Genomic DNA, 17,842 nt, shown 5'->3' on the forward strand with positions numbered 1-17,842 from the left:
ATCCAGCGATGAACCACGGGATTGGTGGTTCAAACCGGAAAACGGTTAAAACCTACCCTTGAAAGCTGACCCCCTCTCCCGCCCGCGAGGCGAGGGGGGAACCGCTCCAGGAGTGCGCCCCTCGCCCGCCGCCGTGGGAGAGGGATTGGGGTGAGGGCATGAATCATGGGTGTCAACCTCATGAACCATTACACATAGAGCATAAACATAGGGACTGGGGATCAGGGGCTAGGGGTCAGGTATTGGGCATAGCAGGATAATCACATAAATCTGTGGAATCTGTGGCTAAAAACTTAACCTTCGCGACCTTCGTGTGCTTCGCGGTTTCGATCTCCCTGCCCTTTGTGGATCAATTTCTAGACCCTGATCCCTCGCCCCTAAACAAACGGCTCGGCTTCGCGGGTGATGCCAAGCGTGCTGAGGGCTTTTTCTTCGCGTTGGCGCATATCTTCGCGCTCCTCGTCGGTTTCGTGATCGTAGCCGAGCAAGTGCAATGTACCGTGAGCTACCAAATAGCATAATTCGCGGCGGCTTGAATGGGCATATTCTTGGGCTTGAGCCAGCACCCGCTCATACGAAATTGCCAAATCGCCGAGATAGGCCGCTTCATCAGCCTCAGGGTCATCGAATTCATCATCATCGTACACGCCGTCGGGCACGATAAAATCATCGTCATCATCTTCGTATTCGCCAAACGAAAGCACATCGGTTGGCCGATCAACGCCACGATATTGGCGATTGAGTTCATGCAATTCTTGATCGTTGGTGATGCGAATGCCAATTTCCCATGTGCCAGTTTGGCCTTCATCGGCGAGCACTTGGGCCACGACTTGCTCTAATAAACTGGTATCGAGCGCAAGATCGGTGGGCACAACTTCAATATGGGCTGTTAGTTCTAACATACCGCGCAAATTCCTTGTTGGTAGATGGTTATTTATTTTGCGGTTCCCGCATCAATTTGGGATACTCAACCCGTGGATGATAGATCCCTTGGAGCGTTTTGACAAACGATTGGCGAATTGTGTTGAGATCTTTTTGGGTGAGCGGGCATTGATCAAGCTGGCCGCTGGCAAGGCGCATATCGATGCTTTGGTTGACCACTTGGGCAATGCTTTGGCAACCTTTGGGTGCTTGTTGATCATCGTCATCGTGACGCTCAGCCACGAGCATGCCCGCTTGCTCCTTGGAGCGCACAGTGGCCTCAACTCCATCGGCTAGCATCAAAATCGCTGTTTCCTTGGATTGTGGCTTGGGTCCAGGGTAGCGATAATCGTTGATATCAACGCTATCTTGGGCTTGTAAGGCTTGCTGATAGAAATAGCGAATCACATCGGTGCCGTGATGCTCAACGATGAAATTAACAATTTGCTCAGGCAGCTTATGCTGCCGCGCAATTTTAGCTCCCTCAATCACGTGATCGGCGATTAATTTGGCGCTGGTTTGCGGATCAAGGTTATCGTGGACATTTGAGCGATCGTATTGATTATCGGTGAAGAAGAATGGCCGCAGCATTTTGCCAATATCGTGATAGTAGGCTCCCACGCGGGTTAGCAAGGTATCAGCGCCGATCCGTTCAGCAGCCTGTTCGGCCAAATTGCTGACAACGACTGAGTGATGATAAGTGCCTGGAGCTTCTTGCATCAAGCGGCGCAGCAGCGGCTGGTTGGGGTGGGCCAACTCCAATAATTGCATTGGCGTAACGATGCCAGCGATCCGCCCAAGCACGTTATGCAAGGTCAACGACATCATGGCCGTGATGCCACCGTTGAGCATGCTAAAAATCAAGGTGAACATAGTTTGTTGCCAGGTTACGCCTTGGGGCTGAATCAAACGCCAAATCATGGCGGTGGCGAATACTCCCAGCGCAATCCAAACGCCAGCCATAATAAAGGCCATGGCCCGGTCGGCGCGACGAATTGCGTAGATGCCACACAAGGCTCCGGCAAAGCTGATCATGCCAACTTGGAGTGCGCCTTCGCCCAAAAACATCATCACAATCGAAACTAAGGCTGAAATAACTAAGGCCAAATTGTTGTTAAATAGCGCTGCCAACGGAATCGCAATCACCGCCAAAGCAAACGTTTCAGGGAAATTCAGCCATGTGTTGAGGAAAATGCGCCCAGACAAAATCGGAATAACCATCAAAATCAAGATGACCAGCAATGCCCGTGGCCATGTCAAAAGATTATGTTGATCGATATAAAGTGCTGTACATAAGGCCAACGCCACTAAGAGCGCTAGCAAGAAGCGCCCCATAAAGCCATCAAAGCCTAATTCAGGCGTGATCAGACCCATTTTGATCAAGGTTTCGTATTGTTCTGCTGAAACCGTATCGCCTTGGCGCACAATATTTTGGCCATTGACGACATCTTTTGAGACCGATTGGACAGCATTGCGGGCTGTTTGTTGGCGGCGCTCAGTTTCCTCTTGATTCAGGGTGCGATTAACATGCAGGGTTTGTTCGACCAAATACAGCACAACCGCTCGTTGATCGGGCTTTAAACTGCTGGGCAAGTTGTAAGGCAAATAGCGCACTTTAATTTCGGCGAGGGTGGTTTCATCAATTGAATAATTATTTTCGCGCAGCGTTCGATCATACAAGGCATTGGTTTGATCTTTGATCCGTTGCCAGGTATCGTCATCAGCTTCAAGAATGGTGATGGCGAGGGTATCGGAGAGCGGCAGCGAAGGCAATTCAGTCAGTTGCCCGCGTTGTTGATCGAGGTTGAGGCTGGGATTTTCGCGAACCGAGTTAATCACGCTGTAGGTTGCTTGCAGCTGTTCACGCTGTTGACCATGAATTTGAGTATCTTCGTTATAGACCAAGTTGCGGGGATCGTTGGCGGCTTCACGGCGTTTGGCCTCAGTCAGCAAGGGGCTTTCAAAGGTCAAATCGCGGTCGGCGTTGATTGTGCGTGGGCTGGGACGACCAACCATAATATCTTGGTTGATCGCCGAGCGCCACGTAAAAATCAAGGTCAAAATTAGCGTGAGCACGGCCCCAAAGAGCACCAACACCAAATGGTGGTGATGCTCGATGAACGAACGTAGCAAGGTTTTTAAGCGATATGAACGAACTATCATGGCTTAGGCACTAAGTAATGAGCGCACAACCTCGTTAATAACTCGGCCTTCAGCTTTGCCTTTGAAGCGTTGCATCGCTGCAGGCATTACTTTGGAAAGATCGGCGATGCTGGTTGCGCCAAGCTCGGCAATAATTGCGGCAATTTCAGGGCGCAATTGATCAGCACTGAGCATGGTTGGCAAATAGGCCTCAATCATCACCAATTCGACTTCTTCACTAGCAGCGAGGTCAGGGCGATTAGCTTTGGTATATTCGGCCATGGCATCGCGGCGACGCTTGGCTTCTTTTTGAATTACCCCAACTGCTTCAACTTCATCAAGCTCGCGCCGAAGGTCAATCTGCGCGTTTTTGAGCGATGCGAGCATCATGCGAATTGTATCGAGCCGTTGTTGCTCTTTATTGCGCATGGCATTTTTCATATCTTCTTGCAATTGTTGTTGAATCGACATAGTTAAACCTCTTCTTTAATAAATCTGCAACTCTCATGATACATAAAAATCGCCACAGTGTGGGGTATCCACAAGCTGCGGCGATTTGGGGTGCGTCATGCGAATTGCTTAGTTGTTGGCTTCACGAGCCATCTTTTGCAACTTACGCAGACGAGCAGCTTCCTTGCGCTTGCGTTTAACGCTAGGCTTTTCATAATGCTCACGGCGACGGGCTTCCGTCAAAATGCCGTCAGCTTGCACGGCCTTGTTAAAACGGCGCAGTGCTTTGTCGATTGATTCATTTGAATCTACCGAAATGCTTGCCACTAGAATTCACCCCCTTTATTTGGCGTTTCGTACAACCATAAAAATTGACACGTAATGGCTATTATACAGCAAAAACACAGATTGCGCTCAGTCGTTGGCCCTGCGCGGCCTCAGCCCTGAGTCGGACTAGGCTTTGGCATTAACTAAATTAATTAATGTAATTTCTGGAGCCGAGCGAAATCGCAAGGGCGGCCCGGTAAAACCAAAACCACTGTTGACATAAACCTGTGATTTACCCAAATCGTAATGGCCGCGCACAAAATATTCAGCATTGCCCACCAGCTGGTCGGTGAGAATTGGCACTTGGAATTGGCCGCCATGGGTATGCCCCGATAGAATCACATCAAGCTGATAATTGGCGACAAAATGCGGCACAATTACTGGATTATGCACCATTGCTAGGCGGGCAACATTTTTCGGCGTACCCTTCAAGGCCGCTTCAGGATTGATGCTCTCAGGGCTGAGCCGTGGCCCGCCGCTACGATTATGCCGTGGATCATCAAAACCTACCAAGACCAATTGATCAGCGCCACGGCGCAAAATGGTATGCTGATTGACCAACAAACCTAAATCGTGGCGTTGGATGGCTTGTTTGATTATATCGATCTTGCCACTGTAGTAATCGTGGTTGCCAAGCACCGAATAAATACCTTCGGGTGCACGCAGCTGGCGGAATGGCTCGGTGGCGGCATCAGCAAAGCGTGCATCCCAATCGACAAAATCGCCAGTGAGCAGCACCATATCAGGGTTGAGCTGGTTGATTTGGGCCACAGCGCGGGCCAAATCGGCGCTGGTGGTGTAGGCATTGATATGCAAATCGCTCATTTGGGCGATGCGCATGCCGCGAAAACGTTCGGGCAAATTGGCGATTGGCAAATTAACTTCGCGGACCTGAATCTGATATGGCTCGATCAACATTGCATAACCGACCACACCACCAACCAGTCCTGATTCAACCAAAAATCGACGGCGACTGAGCGGTTTTGCGCTCATAGTTGGGTTGGTTGTAGGTTGAACTTCTCGATCTAGCTGATCAATGGCTGGCTCAAGTTGGGGCTTGGGCTGGCGGCGCAAGCGTTGAGTCAATTTGAGTATGTGGCTGACGACCCAGCGACGGGTGCGAATTGGTCGCAGCATCAACAAAAGCCAGAGGGTAAATGGCGCAGCCATCAACAGGCGCATGCCAAATTCGGCGACAAAATGGGCTGAGCCTTGCAGATTGCTTAGCCATTCTGCGCCGCTGAAATAGCGAATCATCAAAAAGATGATCGCCACACAACTGATCCATAGTACCAGCCAAATAACGACGTTGCTGGCCCAGCGACCAGTCTGATATAGACGTTTTGCCCAAGGATTAATTGCTGCCATGCCGATGAGTCTCCTCATATGATCGATACCCATAGGCTACCTTGAATTGGTTAAAGAAATTGCAAGTACGGTGTAAGCATTTGATGAGCAATTGTTAACAGGTCAAAAGGCAGAAGGCAAAAATCAAAGGCACAGAGGGGCAGGCGTTGTAGAACAAAGAACATAGATGTAATGGTTTATAGTATTAACACGGCCAGCATGCCCTCACCCCCTAGCCCCCTCTCCCGCACGTGAGGCGAGGAGGAACCGCTCTAGCCGTGCTCCCCTCGCCCGCCGCAGTGGGCGAGGGGAAGGGGGTGAGGGGACGGTGACAATTGGTTGTTAATCCAATGAACCATTACACATAGAGCATAGAACAGATGAATCATTCACATCTGTGGGAATCTGTGGCTAAACAATTAAAGCCTTTGTGCTCTTCGTGTCCTTCATGGGTCATTAATCGTAAAGAGCACGAAAGCTGATCCTTCGTGCTCTTCGTGGTTAACGGATCAAAACGTTATTGGGCTAATTCCCAGGTTTCGATGTTGTAGAAATCTTGTTGGCTGGTTGGATCGAGCTTGAAGCCGCTGATTGTTTTGCGGGCAGCCCCAACGTTGATCCGTTGATATAACGGCAAGGTTGGCAAATCGCGGTTGAAGATTTGTTGGGCTTGGCTAAGCAATGGCAAGCGGCCAGCCCGTTCGATGATGCTTTGGCTTTCGAGCGCTACTTTATCGTAATCGGGGTTGCAGTAGCCAGTGTTGTTTTGGCCAGCGTAGCCATTGGCTGCTGTTGGCACTTGGCTGCACAGATACAACGGCGTTGATGGCTCAGGGCCACTGACCCAAGCATACAATGCCATATCGTAGCGGCGACCTGCCAAAATACCTTCCGAGCCATTTTTGAACAGCACATCAGTGCCAGCGACAAACTTTAATTCAACGTCGATCCCGACATCGCGCAAGTATTCTTGCACCAATTGGGCGACTGCTTGACGGGTATCGTTGCCTTCGGTGGTGAAGAATTCAACCTTGAATGGTTCGCCATCTTTGACCAAAATGCCATCATCGCCAGCAACCCAACCAGCTTCATTCAGCAATTGAATCGCTTTGCTGGGATCAAAGGCATAAGAGTTGATCACGCTGGCATCGCTGGGATAGGCCCAGTGATCATCGGGCATGAAGCTGTTCATTGCGACGGTTTTACCAAACAAGATCTGATCGATGATTTCTTGGCGGTTGATTGCATAGGCGACTGCTTGACGCACTTTGGCATCAGCAAATGGGGTTGCAACGCCATCGCCGCGCTCAACAGCAAAGTCAATATGTTCCCAAACCGTGGCTGGCACATATTGAATATCGAATTCAGCGCCTGCTTGCAATTCATCAAGTGATGGCGCTTGAGCTAGCGATAAGCCAATTTGGCCAACGACATCGATTTCGCCTGATTGCAATTGTTGCAAAATTTGATCTTCGCTGGTGACGAATTTATAGATTACATTGCTAATTTTGGGTAGGCCTTGCTTTGCTCCCCAATAATGTGGATTAGCACTCATTGTCACCCGTTCTTGCGGCACATATTCGTCAATTTTGTACGGGCCATAAGCTAACGGTTTGCTGGAATAATCGCTACCGCCGATGGTTGCTGCATCGACGCTGCCGAGCACATGCTTGGGTTCAGGGCCAAGTGCGCCACCTGCGTAGTTCAAGAAATAGGTTGAATCTTGATAGCCTGGCACGCCATACCATGAGAAAGTTTGATCATCAACTTTTTCGTATTTGGCGGTGTGCTCGATGGTGAAGCGGCTGGCGACTTTGGTGCCTGGGTTAGCATACAATTCAGCAGCAAACAAAAAGTCATCGGCGGTTACTGGTGTGCCATCTTCCCAAGTAATGCCATCGATCAACTTCCATGTCACTTTAACTTGGGGCAATTCGATTGGCCCAGTCAAAACGCTGGTATCAGTGATCAGTTCATTCTCGATCACGAATGGGCCGGTATAGCTTTGATCAACTGTTACCATTTCTTCGACTGCGCCGCCATTTTCAAAGGTGGGCAATTCAGCGAAACAGACTGGTTGATAATCGTAGCTGAGGGTCGTTACACAGGCTGGTTGCACTGAGTTTAACACTTGGGTGGTGGCGCTCGATTGCGATTCCATCCCAAATAAGGTGTCTGGCGATTGGCTCATCCCAATGATTACAATGCCATCGCTGCTGGGTTGCGACCCAGTATCAGTACCTGGCTCAACGACGGCGGTTGCCTCGCTGCTGCCAGTGGTTGGTTGTGTGGTGCTGGTGCCGCTACCGCATGCTGCCAAAATCGCGCCAGTAAGCACGATGGCGGCTAAGCGTTTGCTTCGTTCGAACATGACTGGAATCCTCTTTCCTGTATCCAAAAATCTGCCAACTAAAAACGAAAAAAGCTGCGCCTGCGTCTTCCCGGAACGCACGCCTCGCTTTTTTTCGCTGTGGCCTGTTTTGTTGTGGCTGGGTATTGCTACCTCGCCGTGAATGCACGTTGGTTGTGCAAGCTCAAGACGGTGCATTCACTCAAACTATAGCAGATCCCATGGTTTTATGCAAATATGCGGTTTCTGTGATATTTATGGCGATAAAGCTCAAAATTTGATTAAAAAGTATGCGCAATTAAGCATATCGATCGTACATAATCCGATTAATTGCCAATTTTGTTGAGTGCTTCGAGCAACTGCCGCAACACAACTTCCCAATCATCGCGCAATACCCGCCGATCAAGCCGCGCCAATTGCGGGCCAATTACTACGCCACGTGGTGATTCGCGCTGAAGTTGCTCGCGATCAAGATAGACGCTCTTGGGCAAGCGCACAGTAATTTCATTATCATCAGAAATGATCGAAATAACGCCAGCTTGTAAGGCTAAAACTTTGATTGTCAGCAAATCGAGCAGGCGGGCGGCTGGCTCTGGCACAGGTCCAAAGCGATCTTCTAATTCTTGGCGCAACATACGAATATCGCGGGTTGAACGTGCTTCGGCAATATGTTGATAGACGCGCAAACGCAGCGGTTCATCGTCAACATAATTTTGCGGCAAGTAGGCATTAATCGGCAGATCAATGCTGACCATCGCATCGGGCAAGACTGGATCATCGGCATCGCCGCTAAAACTGCTGCGAGCTGAAACCACTGCTGCTCGGCGCAAGGCCTCGACTGCACGAGCGCGTTGGGCTTTTTGTTCGCCAGATTTTTGCTGTTGGCCGCGTTTGCGTTCTTCACGCACGCGCTCGACTGCCTGCGAAAGCAAGCGCGAGTAGAGATCAAAGCCAATCGTGGTGATATTGCCCGATTGTTCAGCTCCAAGCAAATTGCCAGTGCCACGAATTTCTAGGTCGCGCATGGCGATGCGAAAGCCTGCCCCAAGTTCGGTGGCCTCTTGAATCGCCTCAAGCCGCTTTTGCGCTTCTTCGCCCATGGCTTTGGTGGGGTTGTAGAACATATAGGCATAACCGCGCTGGGTTGAGCGACCAACTCGCCCCCGCAATTGATAGAGTTGGGCTAGTCCATAGGTTGTTGCATCATCAATAATCATGGTGTTGGCGCTGGGCACGTCGATGCCGCTTTCGATAATCGTCGTACACACAAACACATCAAACAAGCCTTCGAAAAATTGCAAAATAACTTTTTCGAGCGCTTTTTCGGGCATTTGGCCATGGCCAACCCCGATTCGGGCTTCGGGCACGAGTTTTTGCAGCCGATTGGCGACAGTATAAATTGATTGCACCCGATTATGCACAAAATAGGCTTGACCATTACGCCCTAATTCGCGCAAAATCGCATCGCGTACCAACATTTCGTTGTAGGGCTGCACATAGGTTTTGATTGGCATGCGATCGTCGGGCGGTGTGTCGATCACGCTTAAATCGCGAATACCCGACAAAGCCATGTGCATTGTGCGCGGAATCGGCGTGGCAGTTAATGTCAGCACATCAATTTCATGGCGCAATTTTTTAAGTCGCTCTTTATCTTTAACGCCGAAGCGTTGTTCTTCGTCGATAATCACCAAGCCGAGTTGCTTAAAATGAATATCGCTGGATAAAATCCGATGCGTGCCAACCACAATATCAATTTCGCCCTTGACGATCCGTTCGGTGATTGATTTTTGCTGTGATGCTGAGCGAAAGCGTGAAAGCATTTCGATCCGTACCGGAAACATTTGCATGCGCCGCGAGAAGGTTTCAAAATGTTGTTGGGCTAGGACGGTGGTTGGTACCAGCACCGCAACTTGGCGGCCATCTTGCACCGCTTTGAAGGCGGCGCGTAAGGCAACTTCAGTTTTGCCAAAGCCCACATCGCCACAGATCAGCCGATCCATTGGGCGGGTATTTTCCATGTCGCTTTTGACTTCTTCGATTGCCCGCAGTTGATCGTCGGTCTCGGTATAGGGAAAACTATCTTCGAGTTCGCGTTGCCACGAGGTGTCGCTGCTATAGGCAAAGCCCTCGACTAACTGACGAGCTGCGTATAAATCGAGCAATTCAGTCGCGAGTTCTTCAACATCGGCCCGCACTTTGCGCTTGGCACGCTCCCAATCTGAGGTGCCCAAACGGGTGAGGGTTGGCTTGCCTTCGCCTGCGCCGATATAGCGTGATACCCGATCGACCTGATCGACCGGCACATATAATTTATCGCCCGAAGCGTAGCGCAGCACCAAAAACTCGCGTTCAGCGCCGCTAGCCTCGATCCGTGATAAACCCTCGTATTGAGCGATGCCATGCTCGATATGCACCACATAATCGCCAACTTTGAGCGATTGCAAAAAGGCCGTGCGATCGCTTTCGGTGCGCTGTTTGCGGGCACGAGTTGAAAGTGCTCGGCGTTGCTGCCAGCCAAAAATCTCACTATCGCTTAAAATCGTTAAGCGCAATGGATCGCTGCTAAACCCACCTGATAAATTGCCATGGCGAATGATGATCGTGCCGCTTTGAAATGGCGGATCGTCAACATCGGGGCCGTCTTCTTCGCCAATTAGGGCTAAATTGTGTTGGCTAGCCAATTCGCGCAGCCGACTAGCCTGTGGTGAAATCAACACCACTCGTTCGCCACCAACCAAGCGTTCGCGCAGATCCTCAAACAGCCGATCAGTTTGGCCGCCATAGGATGCAGCTTGGCTAAATGTATTAATTTCATGCACAAAGCTATCGTTTTGATCATCGGCGATGGGCTGATTGCTGAGGTTGAGGCAACTCCAGCGTTGAATCGACCGCCGAATAAACGTCCAAGCGATTAATGGAAACGGAAAATCGGGCGGTAATTCATTATTTTCAATTTGAGTGCTGCGCACCAAATCGGCATGGCTTTGCAATTCAATGCCTTGGGCATTCAATTCATGCTCTTCGGAAAGCAGGATGATTGCTGAGGCTGGCAAATGTTGCCATAGCCCAGCCTCGGCTGCTTCGTGGGGCGTGCGAAAAAACGGGGCATAAAAGGCCCGCCCTTCAAAGCGCTGGCCTGTTTCAAGATGTTCGCGGGCGGTGGCCCATTCGTGCTGTACTTCGCGGCGCAAGCTGGCAATTTGCAACTGCTCGATCCGTTTGATCGCCTCGGTTCGTCGCCAAAACGGAATTTCATGGGCTGGGCTGATTTGAATTTGGCGCACCCGTTTATCTGAGCGCTGCGAGATTGGGTCGTAAATACGCAAACTTTCGAGCTGATCATCCCAAAATTCGAGCCGAATTGGGCGATCGCTGGTTGGCGGAAAAATATCGATAATCCCGCCGCGCTGGCTGAGATCGCCTGGTTGTTCGGCGGTTGGGCCAACCCGATAGCCCAAACTGACCCAGTGAGCGAGCAACTTGCGTGGATCATGCTGGTCGCCTTGGCGCAACAAGCGCGTGGCAAACTGAAATTCTTCAGGGGTCATGGTGGGTTGCATCAAGGCTTTGACCGAAGCGACTACGCAGATCGGTTCGCTAGCATGCAAGCGCCCGAGCACTGCCAAACGTTGCGCTACAATCCCAATATCCGCCGACATATGCTCGTAGGGCAGCGTATCGGTCGGTGGAAAGAGCATGACGTTCTCGCCGAGCCATGCGGTTAGGTCGGCGTGCATGCGTACTGCGGCATCAGGTGTAGCAGCAATCAACAAACTGCTCCGATGTTGCCGGGTCGCGATGGCGGCGACGACGCGGCGTGCTGCACTTGGTACAGGCGTGATTGTGCGGGTTGTATTGGGTTGGGCTGCTGCTAAGGCTGCTTTAAGCTGCGGCTCGCTGGCAAAGAGCGCCTGAATATCTGCTAGCAACGTATCAACATGATCTGTCATTGTGCGCCACCGCTTTAAACAATTCAAATATTGCTATTGTACCTTAATTAGCTTAAATCAAACATATTTGCTAGCAAATTAAGTAGAGGTCAGGTGCTAGGGGTCAGGGGTTTATCGCATTAACAACCGCCAGCGTTCCCTCACCCCCTGACCCCCTCTCCCGCACGCGAGGCGAGGGGGAACCACTCCAACAGTGCTCCCCTCGCCCGCCGCCGTGGGAGAGGGGCTGGGGGTGAGGGCATGAACCATGGTTGCCAACCGAATGAACCATTACAGCTAGAGGTTAGGGATGCAGAGAACAGAAGGATGAGGGATGAATTATGAGGGATGAAAATACGGTTTGGAATCAGAAACATAATTCGTGGCTACAATAAATAATTTCTATCTTCGTATTCTTCGTGGTTAAAAAAGCGAAAATCGATTGGAGTTGAATAATGGCGATTGATAGCTATGGATTAATGCAGCGCAATTTTCAGCAGCTTGCGCCAATTCCGCCTGAGCAAATGCAGGCTTGTTTGAAGTTGTTCAAGCCGCGTTTTCTTGAGGCTGAGCAGATTTGGCTGCATGCTGGTGAGACGACGAATCAAGTTGGCTTTTTGGTCGATGGCTTGCTGCGCTTCTACTACTTAACTGGCGATGGCGAGGAATGGACAAAATCGTTTTGTCTGCCTGGCGATTTAATTGGTGGTTATCGGGCTTTGTTGCTGAACGAACCATGCCAATTTACAATCGAAACCCTGTTGCCAAGCCATTATTTAGTTGCCAATTATGCTGATTTTGCTGCCCTGACCGCCCAACACCCTTGTTGGGATCGCTTGTTGCGGCGGGTGGCTGAAGGCTTGTTTATCAAAAAAGAACAGCGCGAAAGTAGCCTGTTGCTCGATGATGCAACTACCCGCTATCAGCGCTTTTTGCTCGATTTCGCAGGCGTGGCAGGCGTGATCAAGCAATATCACATAGCCTCGTATTTAGGAATTACCCCCGTTAGTTTGAGCCGCATTCGTCGCCAATTGCGTGACGATTAACCTATGATAATGCGTGGCAAGCCGCTACCTGCTAGAGTAAGCGCAGGAAATTAAATTTATCTAGCGAGGTACCTTCAATGCAAACCACAGGTCATACAGTTTTAATTACGGGCGGCGCAGCCGGGATTGGCCGAGCCTTAGCCTTGCGTTTTGCTCAAGCAGGCAACCACGTGATTGCGGTTGGCCGCGATGCCCACAAATTGGCCGAACTCAAGGCAACTCAGCCAGCGATCACGACAATTCAAGCTGATTTAGCTCAAGCTAGCGAGCGCCAACGCTTGGCCGAGCAAGTTTCCAATATCTCAATTTTAATTAACAATGCTGGGGTGCAATATCATGGCGATTTGGTCGAGCAGCAATATGCCCAGGTTGAGCGTGACCAAGAAATTGCGATTAATTTAACTGCGCCGATTGATTTGATTCAGCGCTTTTTGCCGACGCTGCAACAGCAACCAGAAGCGGCGATTATCAATGTTTCATCGGGCTTGGCCTTGGTTCCCAAGCAACAAGCACCGATTTATTGCGCGACTAAAGCTGGAATTCATATTTTTACCAAGGCGCTGCGCTGGCAATTAGAGCAAACGCGGGTGCGGGTGTTTGAGATTATTCCGCCATTGGTCGATACGGCGATGACTGCTGGCCGTGGTAAGGGCAAAATCAGCCCCGAAGCTTTGGTTGAGGAGTTTTGGCGGGGTTTTAGCCGCGATAAGTATCAATTGGCAATTGGCAAGGTCAAGCTGTTAATTCAATTGCAGCGCTTTGTGCCAAGCGTGGCCGATCGTTTGATGCGCTATGGGCGGTAATGCCCTCACCCCAACCCCTCTCCCGTCGAACGGGAGAGGGGCTTTTAATTCTGTGGCTCCCCTCGTCCACCGCAGTGTGTGAGGGGTTGAGGGCGAGGGATCTAAACTGTGGCTGCTTTGGTGCGGCCTTGGATTGGTCGATCCATGGCGTCGGCAATCCGTTCGACCTGCTCCATCAATTCGACGAAGCGTTCGGGCAAGAGCGATTGCTCGCCATCCGACCACGCTTCGGCAGGGTTCGGATGTACTTCGATCATCAAGCCATCAGCACCCGAGGCGATACCAGCGCGAGCCATTGGCAAAATACTCTGCCAGCGGCCAGTTGCATGGCTAGGATCGACAATAATCGGCAAGTGGGTCAATTCGCGCAATACCGGAACCACGCTCAAATCGAACGTGCCGCGTGAGTGGTCGTCGAAGGTGCGGATGCCGCGTTCACACAAAATCACTGCTTGGTTGCCTTCGGCCATAATATATTCGGCGGAAAGCAGCCAATCTTTGACGGTTGAAGAGAGGCCGCGCTTGAGCATAACTGGGCGACGAGTACGGCCAACCCGCTTGAGCAAGGCAAAATTTTGCATATTGCGTGCGCCAAGCTGCAAAATATCGGCGTATTCGGCGACCAAATCAACTTGCTCGGTATCCATCACTTCGGTGATGACGGGCATGCCAGTGAGTTCACGCGCTTCGGCCAATAGTTTCAGCCCATCTTCGCCCATGCCTTGGAAACTATAGGGCGAGGTGCGGGGCTTGAAAGCTCCACCACGCAAAATTGTAGCTCCCGCAGCTTTGACCGCCTCGGCAGTAGTGAGCAATTGTTTGCGGCCTTCGACTGAGCATGGTCCAGCCATCACCACCAGCGAAGGGCCACCAATTTGCACGCCATTAATTTCAATAATCGTGTCGGCTTCGCGATACTCGCGGCTGACTAATTTATAGGGTGCGGTGACGCGAATCACATCGCGCACGCCAGGCATCAATTTAAGCCGCGCAGCTTCGGCAATTGCCCCTTTATTGCCGGTAATCCCGATCGCCGTGCGGGTTGGGCCGGGCATGGTATTGGCCTGCAAACCCATGTCCTCGATCACTGTACAAACAGCTTGAATATCCTCAGGTGTAGCGTGTGCGTCCATGACAACTAACATACAACCTCGCATTGGGTAATGCATAACATAGATAAAGAGCTACGAATTTATCGTAGCTCTTGGTATCAGCATTACTAGTTAATATTCCGCCTATCGGGATTCTAACACCCAGATAGGTAAGGGTCAAATTTGGCGCGAGGTCAAAACATCGTTGCGTTCGATTGCAATTGCGCCAGGCAAATCGGCCAAAGTTTGCAAATTTAGGCCAGTTGGCAATTCTTCGAGTGGTTGCTCAAAGAAAATCACCCGCACAATCGCTTCATCGTTGAGCATATGCCAAATCATATTCTCACGACTAATTTGGCGTACCCGTGGTGTTTCGCCAATGCGAATACGTTGGGCGAACGATAGTGCATCATCGGGCGTGCGAAACAGCACGACATGGCGGGGTTTGCTTTGGGCAGCGGTGTTTTCGTCGCTATCATCATCAAACTGAGGCTTTGGCCGTGCTAAATAATGATAGTAATGGGTTTGTGCCAAATGTGCCACCGAGCCATGGACTAATTCGTCGAGTTCAGCGCGTGGCATGCCAAAACGATCAGCCACTAGATCGCTATTGTGTTCAGTCATAGCAGCCCACCCTGTAAATATATCGTTTAATGGTTGATCAAGCATGTTTGGATACCTCGCGATTACAGTGTTTGGTCTATCCATAGCATCGTGGTTCGACATAACGAACCAGCCTACGGAAAACTATTGTGGTGGCTCGATTGTGAGCGTTTGGTTGAATTTCGAAACAATCAAGGTGCGCTTGATGGTTTCTTTTTCGGTGCTGACCAAGCGGCCAACCGCAACCAATTGACGTAATAATTTGTCGTCTTTGCCAATCCACAGATCGAGCTTAATTGTACCAGCCTCGGCGACTCCACCAGTCAGCGCTGAGACGCTTTGAGCATCAACTTCGCCGCTGATATGATAGGTTGCCGTGCCGTCGATTTCTGCCTCTTCGACAAACGTTGGGGTTTTCAGGCCGCGCAGCACATCACTAATACCCTTGGCTGGCGAAAATGTTTCAAGCCCACCAGTATCTTCCAACTTTTCGAAGGCGGTTGGGTTGAACGGATTCGGCGTGATCCAGGCATCGGCTCCGATGATGATGCCGTTGATATTGACGGCGATTGGTGCACCTGCCAATTTGGCCTTGATTTTAGCTTGAATTTTATCAGGGCGAATGCTATCGCCATCAGCATCGATGATGATAATATCGCCCAAAGGCGCGGCTTCGCCTTCGCTGACCGTTAGTTTAAAGTGAAAATTGTTGACGCTTTCAAAGGCGGTTGCACCTTCGCTCGCCACTTTTGCTGCATCGACATCGGCGTTGCCACAGGCCACCAAGGCCATTGCTACCACCAATAAGCCAAGTTTTTTCCACCAGCGCATACACCCTCCAAAAAACGTTGCGAATCGGCGTTAGTGTTGATCAAGAAAGATAATCTGTCTAGCCCGTTGTTCGCGCTGCAAACGCCCTTGACCCTCCAAATAAACCAGATGCGCCAAGGTTTCGGTGATTGCGAAGCGTAATTGATGGGCTGAAAGGGTGGTTACGCCAAAGGCAAATTCGCAGACTTCAAAGGCGGTTTTGCCTGTGCTAGCGTATTGCTGCATCAAATCAAGCCGCTGATCATGATGTTGCGCAATTTCATGGCAACGTTCACGAAAGGCCATAATTGGCTTGCGATGCCCCGCCAAGGCCAAGCGTACATCGAGCGCCGCAAATTCGTTTAATGATGCCAAATAATCGGCCAATGGGTCGCGTTTGGCTTCGGGCCAAAGGCTGATGTTGGGCGTAATATCGGCTAACACATGGTCAGCCACAATCAACAATTGATCGGCGGCATCGTATAAACAGAGTTGACCATCGGCGTGGCCAGGTGCGTGCAAGAGTTGCCACGAGCGTTGCCCAAGCTGCAAAGGTTGGGTCATATCGAGTGTTTGGAGCAGCGGCTTGGGATCGACATATTGGCTTGCATCCATGGTATGTTGCCAAATTTGGCGATTGAGATCGTTGGGCATGCCATGCAGTTCGAAAAAATCGGCCAAATGATCAGCAGCATCGGGCAATGGTTGATACCAAGCGCGTTGCACGCTTTGAATTTCAATTGGCGACATCCAAACGCTGGCTCCACTGCGCTCGGCCATCCAGCCCGCCATGCCATAATGGTCAGGATGATAGTGGGTCACAATAATTTGCTTAATCTGTGACCATGCAATCCCCAATTGCTCAAAGGTTGCTTGCCACGTTTGCTCGGCTTGGGCATAGCGCATGCCCGTATCGATCACGACCCAGCCATGATCAGCTTTGAGCAAATAGCAATTGACATATTTGAGTGGCAACGGCACAGGAATTGGCACCCGATAAAGATCAGTGGTGATTGGTTCAAACATGTGGCTATCTCGATACAACAACGTAGTAGTATTATGCGCTACTTTTCGCTGCTTCCATGTTAGCAGAATGTTAGATCGTCGTGGTCAGAGCTTGTTCAAGTTTCTCGCGAGTTTGTGCCTCATCCAACGGCAGATAGACCACTAGCTGTTGCTGATCGCTATTGTGAATTTGCAGAACTTTGGGGTGAAACACCAAGCTGCCTAAATCCCAATGGCGTAGCTCTTTGCGCTCAATCGTGATGCCGCCAACATCGTGTTGCGCCCATAATTGGCAAAATTCAGGGCTGATTGCCATCAAATCGTTGATTAATTCTTGCAAAATTGGGTGACCAATATATTTGGTGCTGTTGGCGCGAAAAAATGCTAGCACGCGCTGAGTTTCGCCAACCCAATCAGCAAAAAATAAACGAGCGCCCGGCTGGCTAAACGTCATCCAAAGCAAGTTGCGTTCGCGCATACTTTTGGCTTGCCAATCACCAAAAACGAGCTGTGCTGCTTGGTTCCACGCCACCACCGTGCAACATGGGCTAATCACATAAGCTGGAGCCGGATCGAGCATGTCGAGCATCAATTGGGTGCCTGAATCGATTTCATGACAGAGCCAAGGCAAGGGATTAACACTATCACGGGCTAAAACATACAAATGTTCACGTTCATAGCCATCAAGTTGCAACACCCGCACCAAACTATCTAAAACCGCGCTGGAAACTTGAATTTCGCGGCCTTGCTCAAACCAAGTGTACCAACTAACACTGACTCCCGCCAACAAAGCGACCTCTTCGCGGCGTAAGCCAGGGGTGCGGCGGCGTTGGCCATTAGGCAAACCAACACTTTCCGGCGAAATGCGGGCACGCCGAGCACGCAGAAAATCGGTCAGCAAACGACGGCGCTGAATCTGATTTGGCTTGGTTGGCACGAGGCTAGGAGTTTTTGTCATAGGATATTTCCATGTCTTACTAGCGAAGCCGTGGCTTGGTAGCATTCTGCTGTGATCATT

Annotated in this window: 14 protein-coding genes; 2 read left to right on the forward strand and 12 right to left on the reverse strand. The window is 50.6% G+C overall.

Annotated elements, in window-relative coordinates:
- Nucleotides 1-377 precede the first annotated feature (377 nt).
- The 7 genes from ybeY to mfd form a co-directional block, all read right to left on the reverse strand.
- On the reverse strand, nt 378-902 hold the full coding sequence (ybeY, locus tag DEF47_RS14970) for an rRNA maturation RNase YbeY (protein ID WP_012190202.1): 525 nt from the start codon (nt 900-902) through the stop codon (nt 378-380).
- Nucleotides 903-930: 28 nt separating this feature from the next.
- Nucleotides 931-3,084 carry an HD family phosphohydrolase gene (locus DEF47_RS14975; protein ID WP_012190201.1) on the reverse strand — a complete coding sequence of 718 codons (2,154 nt, stop codon included), beginning with the start codon at nt 3,082-3,084 and terminating at the stop codon, nt 931-933.
- A gap of 3 nt (nt 3,085-3,087) precedes the next feature.
- Nucleotides 3,088-3,534: a GatB/YqeY domain-containing protein gene (locus DEF47_RS14980; protein ID WP_012190200.1), complete on the reverse strand. Its 447-nt coding sequence runs from the start codon at nt 3,532-3,534 to the stop codon at nt 3,088-3,090.
- A 108-nt stretch (nt 3,535-3,642) separates the two neighbouring features.
- A complete protein-coding gene (gene rpsU / locus DEF47_RS14985; RefSeq protein WP_012190199.1) occupies nt 3,643-3,840 on the reverse strand; it encodes a 30S ribosomal protein S21 in 198 nt (65 codons plus the stop codon).
- 126 nt (nt 3,841-3,966) lie between these two features.
- On the reverse strand, nt 3,967-5,208 hold the full coding sequence (locus tag DEF47_RS14990) for a metallophosphoesterase (protein ID WP_012190198.1): 1,242 nt from the start codon (nt 5,206-5,208) through the stop codon (nt 3,967-3,969).
- A gap of 496 nt (nt 5,209-5,704) precedes the next feature.
- The gene (locus tag DEF47_RS14995; RefSeq protein WP_012190197.1) at nt 5,705-7,558 is read right to left on the reverse strand and encodes a peptide ABC transporter substrate-binding protein; all 1,854 of its coding nucleotides are present in this window, start codon (nt 7,556-7,558) and stop codon (nt 5,705-5,707) included.
- Between the two features lie 305 nt (nt 7,559-7,863).
- The gene (mfd, locus tag DEF47_RS15000; protein ID WP_012190196.1) at nt 7,864-11,487 is read right to left on the reverse strand and encodes a transcription-repair coupling factor; all 3,624 of its coding nucleotides are present in this window, start codon (nt 11,485-11,487) and stop codon (nt 7,864-7,866) included.
- Nucleotides 11,488-11,921: 434 nt separating this feature from the next.
- Here mfd and DEF47_RS15005 point away from each other — a divergent pair, with 434 nt between their 5' ends.
- Entirely contained in the window at nt 11,922-12,512 is a 591-nt protein-coding gene (locus DEF47_RS15005) for a Crp/Fnr family transcriptional regulator (protein WP_012190195.1), read from the forward strand.
- A 77-nt stretch (nt 12,513-12,589) separates the two neighbouring features.
- The gene (locus tag DEF47_RS15010) at nt 12,590-13,315 is read left to right on the forward strand and encodes an SDR family oxidoreductase (protein ID WP_012190194.1); all 726 of its coding nucleotides are present in this window, start codon (nt 12,590-12,592) and stop codon (nt 13,313-13,315) included.
- 101 nt (nt 13,316-13,416) lie between these two features.
- Here the strand turns inward: DEF47_RS15010 and aroF are convergent, their stop codons facing one another.
- The 5 genes from aroF to DEF47_RS15035 all read right to left on the reverse strand — a co-directional run bounded on the left by aroF (nt 13,417) and on the right by DEF47_RS15035 (nt 17,782).
- Nucleotides 13,417-14,460: a 3-deoxy-7-phosphoheptulonate synthase gene (gene aroF / locus DEF47_RS15015; RefSeq protein WP_041304515.1), complete on the reverse strand. Its 1,044-nt coding sequence runs from the start codon at nt 14,458-14,460 to the stop codon at nt 13,417-13,419.
- Nucleotides 14,461-14,583: 123 nt separating this feature from the next.
- Nucleotides 14,584-15,030 (reverse strand): hypothetical protein, encoded by a 447-nt coding sequence (locus DEF47_RS15020; RefSeq protein WP_287045213.1) that lies wholly within the window; start codon nt 15,028-15,030, stop codon nt 14,584-14,586.
- A gap of 123 nt (nt 15,031-15,153) precedes the next feature.
- Nucleotides 15,154-15,840: an LppX_LprAFG lipoprotein gene (locus DEF47_RS15025; protein ID WP_012190191.1), complete on the reverse strand. Its 687-nt coding sequence runs from the start codon at nt 15,838-15,840 to the stop codon at nt 15,154-15,156.
- A 30-nt stretch (nt 15,841-15,870) separates the two neighbouring features.
- Nucleotides 15,871-16,845: an MBL fold metallo-hydrolase gene (locus tag DEF47_RS15030; protein WP_012190190.1), complete on the reverse strand. Its 975-nt coding sequence runs from the start codon at nt 16,843-16,845 to the stop codon at nt 15,871-15,873.
- Nucleotides 16,846-16,915: 70 nt separating this feature from the next.
- Nucleotides 16,916-17,782, reverse strand: coding sequence for a helix-turn-helix transcriptional regulator (locus tag DEF47_RS15035; protein ID WP_287045214.1), 867 nt, complete (start codon nt 17,780-17,782; stop codon nt 16,916-16,918).
- Between the last annotated feature and the right edge of the window lie 60 nt (nt 17,783-17,842).

Origin of the sequence: Herpetosiphon sp. (assembly GCF_003512625.1) — a bacterium.
Lineage (GTDB): Bacteria > Chloroflexota > Chloroflexia > Chloroflexales > Herpetosiphonaceae > Herpetosiphon > Herpetosiphon aurantiacus.

Bases quoted from the DNA above. Each gene is read 5' to 3' on its own strand.
- DEF47_RS14995 (WP_012190197.1), bottom strand. From the start codon at position 7,558: ATGTTCGAACGAAGCAAACGCTTAGCCGCCATCGTGCTTACTGGCGCG.
- DEF47_RS15005 (WP_012190195.1), top strand. From the start codon at position 11,922: ATGGCGATTGATAGCTATGGATTAATGCAGCGCAATTTTCAGCAGCTT.
- DEF47_RS15025 (WP_012190191.1), bottom strand. From the start codon at position 15,840: ATGCGCTGGTGGAAAAAACTTGGCTTATTGGTGGTAGCAATGGCCTTG.
- mfd (WP_012190196.1), bottom strand. From the start codon at position 11,487: ATGACAGATCATGTTGATACGTTGCTAGCAGATATTCAGGCGCTCTTT.
- DEF47_RS15030 (WP_012190190.1), bottom strand. From the start codon at position 16,845: ATGTTTGAACCAATCACCACTGATCTTTATCGGGTGCCAATTCCTGTG.
- DEF47_RS15010 (WP_012190194.1), top strand. From the start codon at position 12,590: ATGCAAACCACAGGTCATACAGTTTTAATTACGGGCGGCGCAGCCGGG.
- DEF47_RS14980 (WP_012190200.1), bottom strand. From the start codon at position 3,534: ATGTCGATTCAACAACAATTGCAAGAAGATATGAAAAATGCCATGCGC.
- DEF47_RS14990 (WP_012190198.1), bottom strand. From the start codon at position 5,208: ATGGCAGCAATTAATCCTTGGGCAAAACGTCTATATCAGACTGGTCGC.
- DEF47_RS15035 (WP_287045214.1), bottom strand. From the start codon at position 17,782: ATGACAAAAACTCCTAGCCTCGTGCCAACCAAGCCAAATCAGATTCAG.
- DEF47_RS15020 (WP_287045213.1), bottom strand. From the start codon at position 15,030: ATGACTGAACACAATAGCGATCTAGTGGCTGATCGTTTTGGCATGCCA.
- ybeY (WP_012190202.1), bottom strand. From the start codon at position 902: ATGTTAGAACTAACAGCCCATATTGAAGTTGTGCCCACCGATCTTGCG.
- aroF (WP_041304515.1), bottom strand. From the start codon at position 14,460: ATGTTAGTTGTCATGGACGCACACGCTACACCTGAGGATATTCAAGCT.
- DEF47_RS14975 (WP_012190201.1), bottom strand. From the start codon at position 3,084: ATGATAGTTCGTTCATATCGCTTAAAAACCTTGCTACGTTCGTTCATC.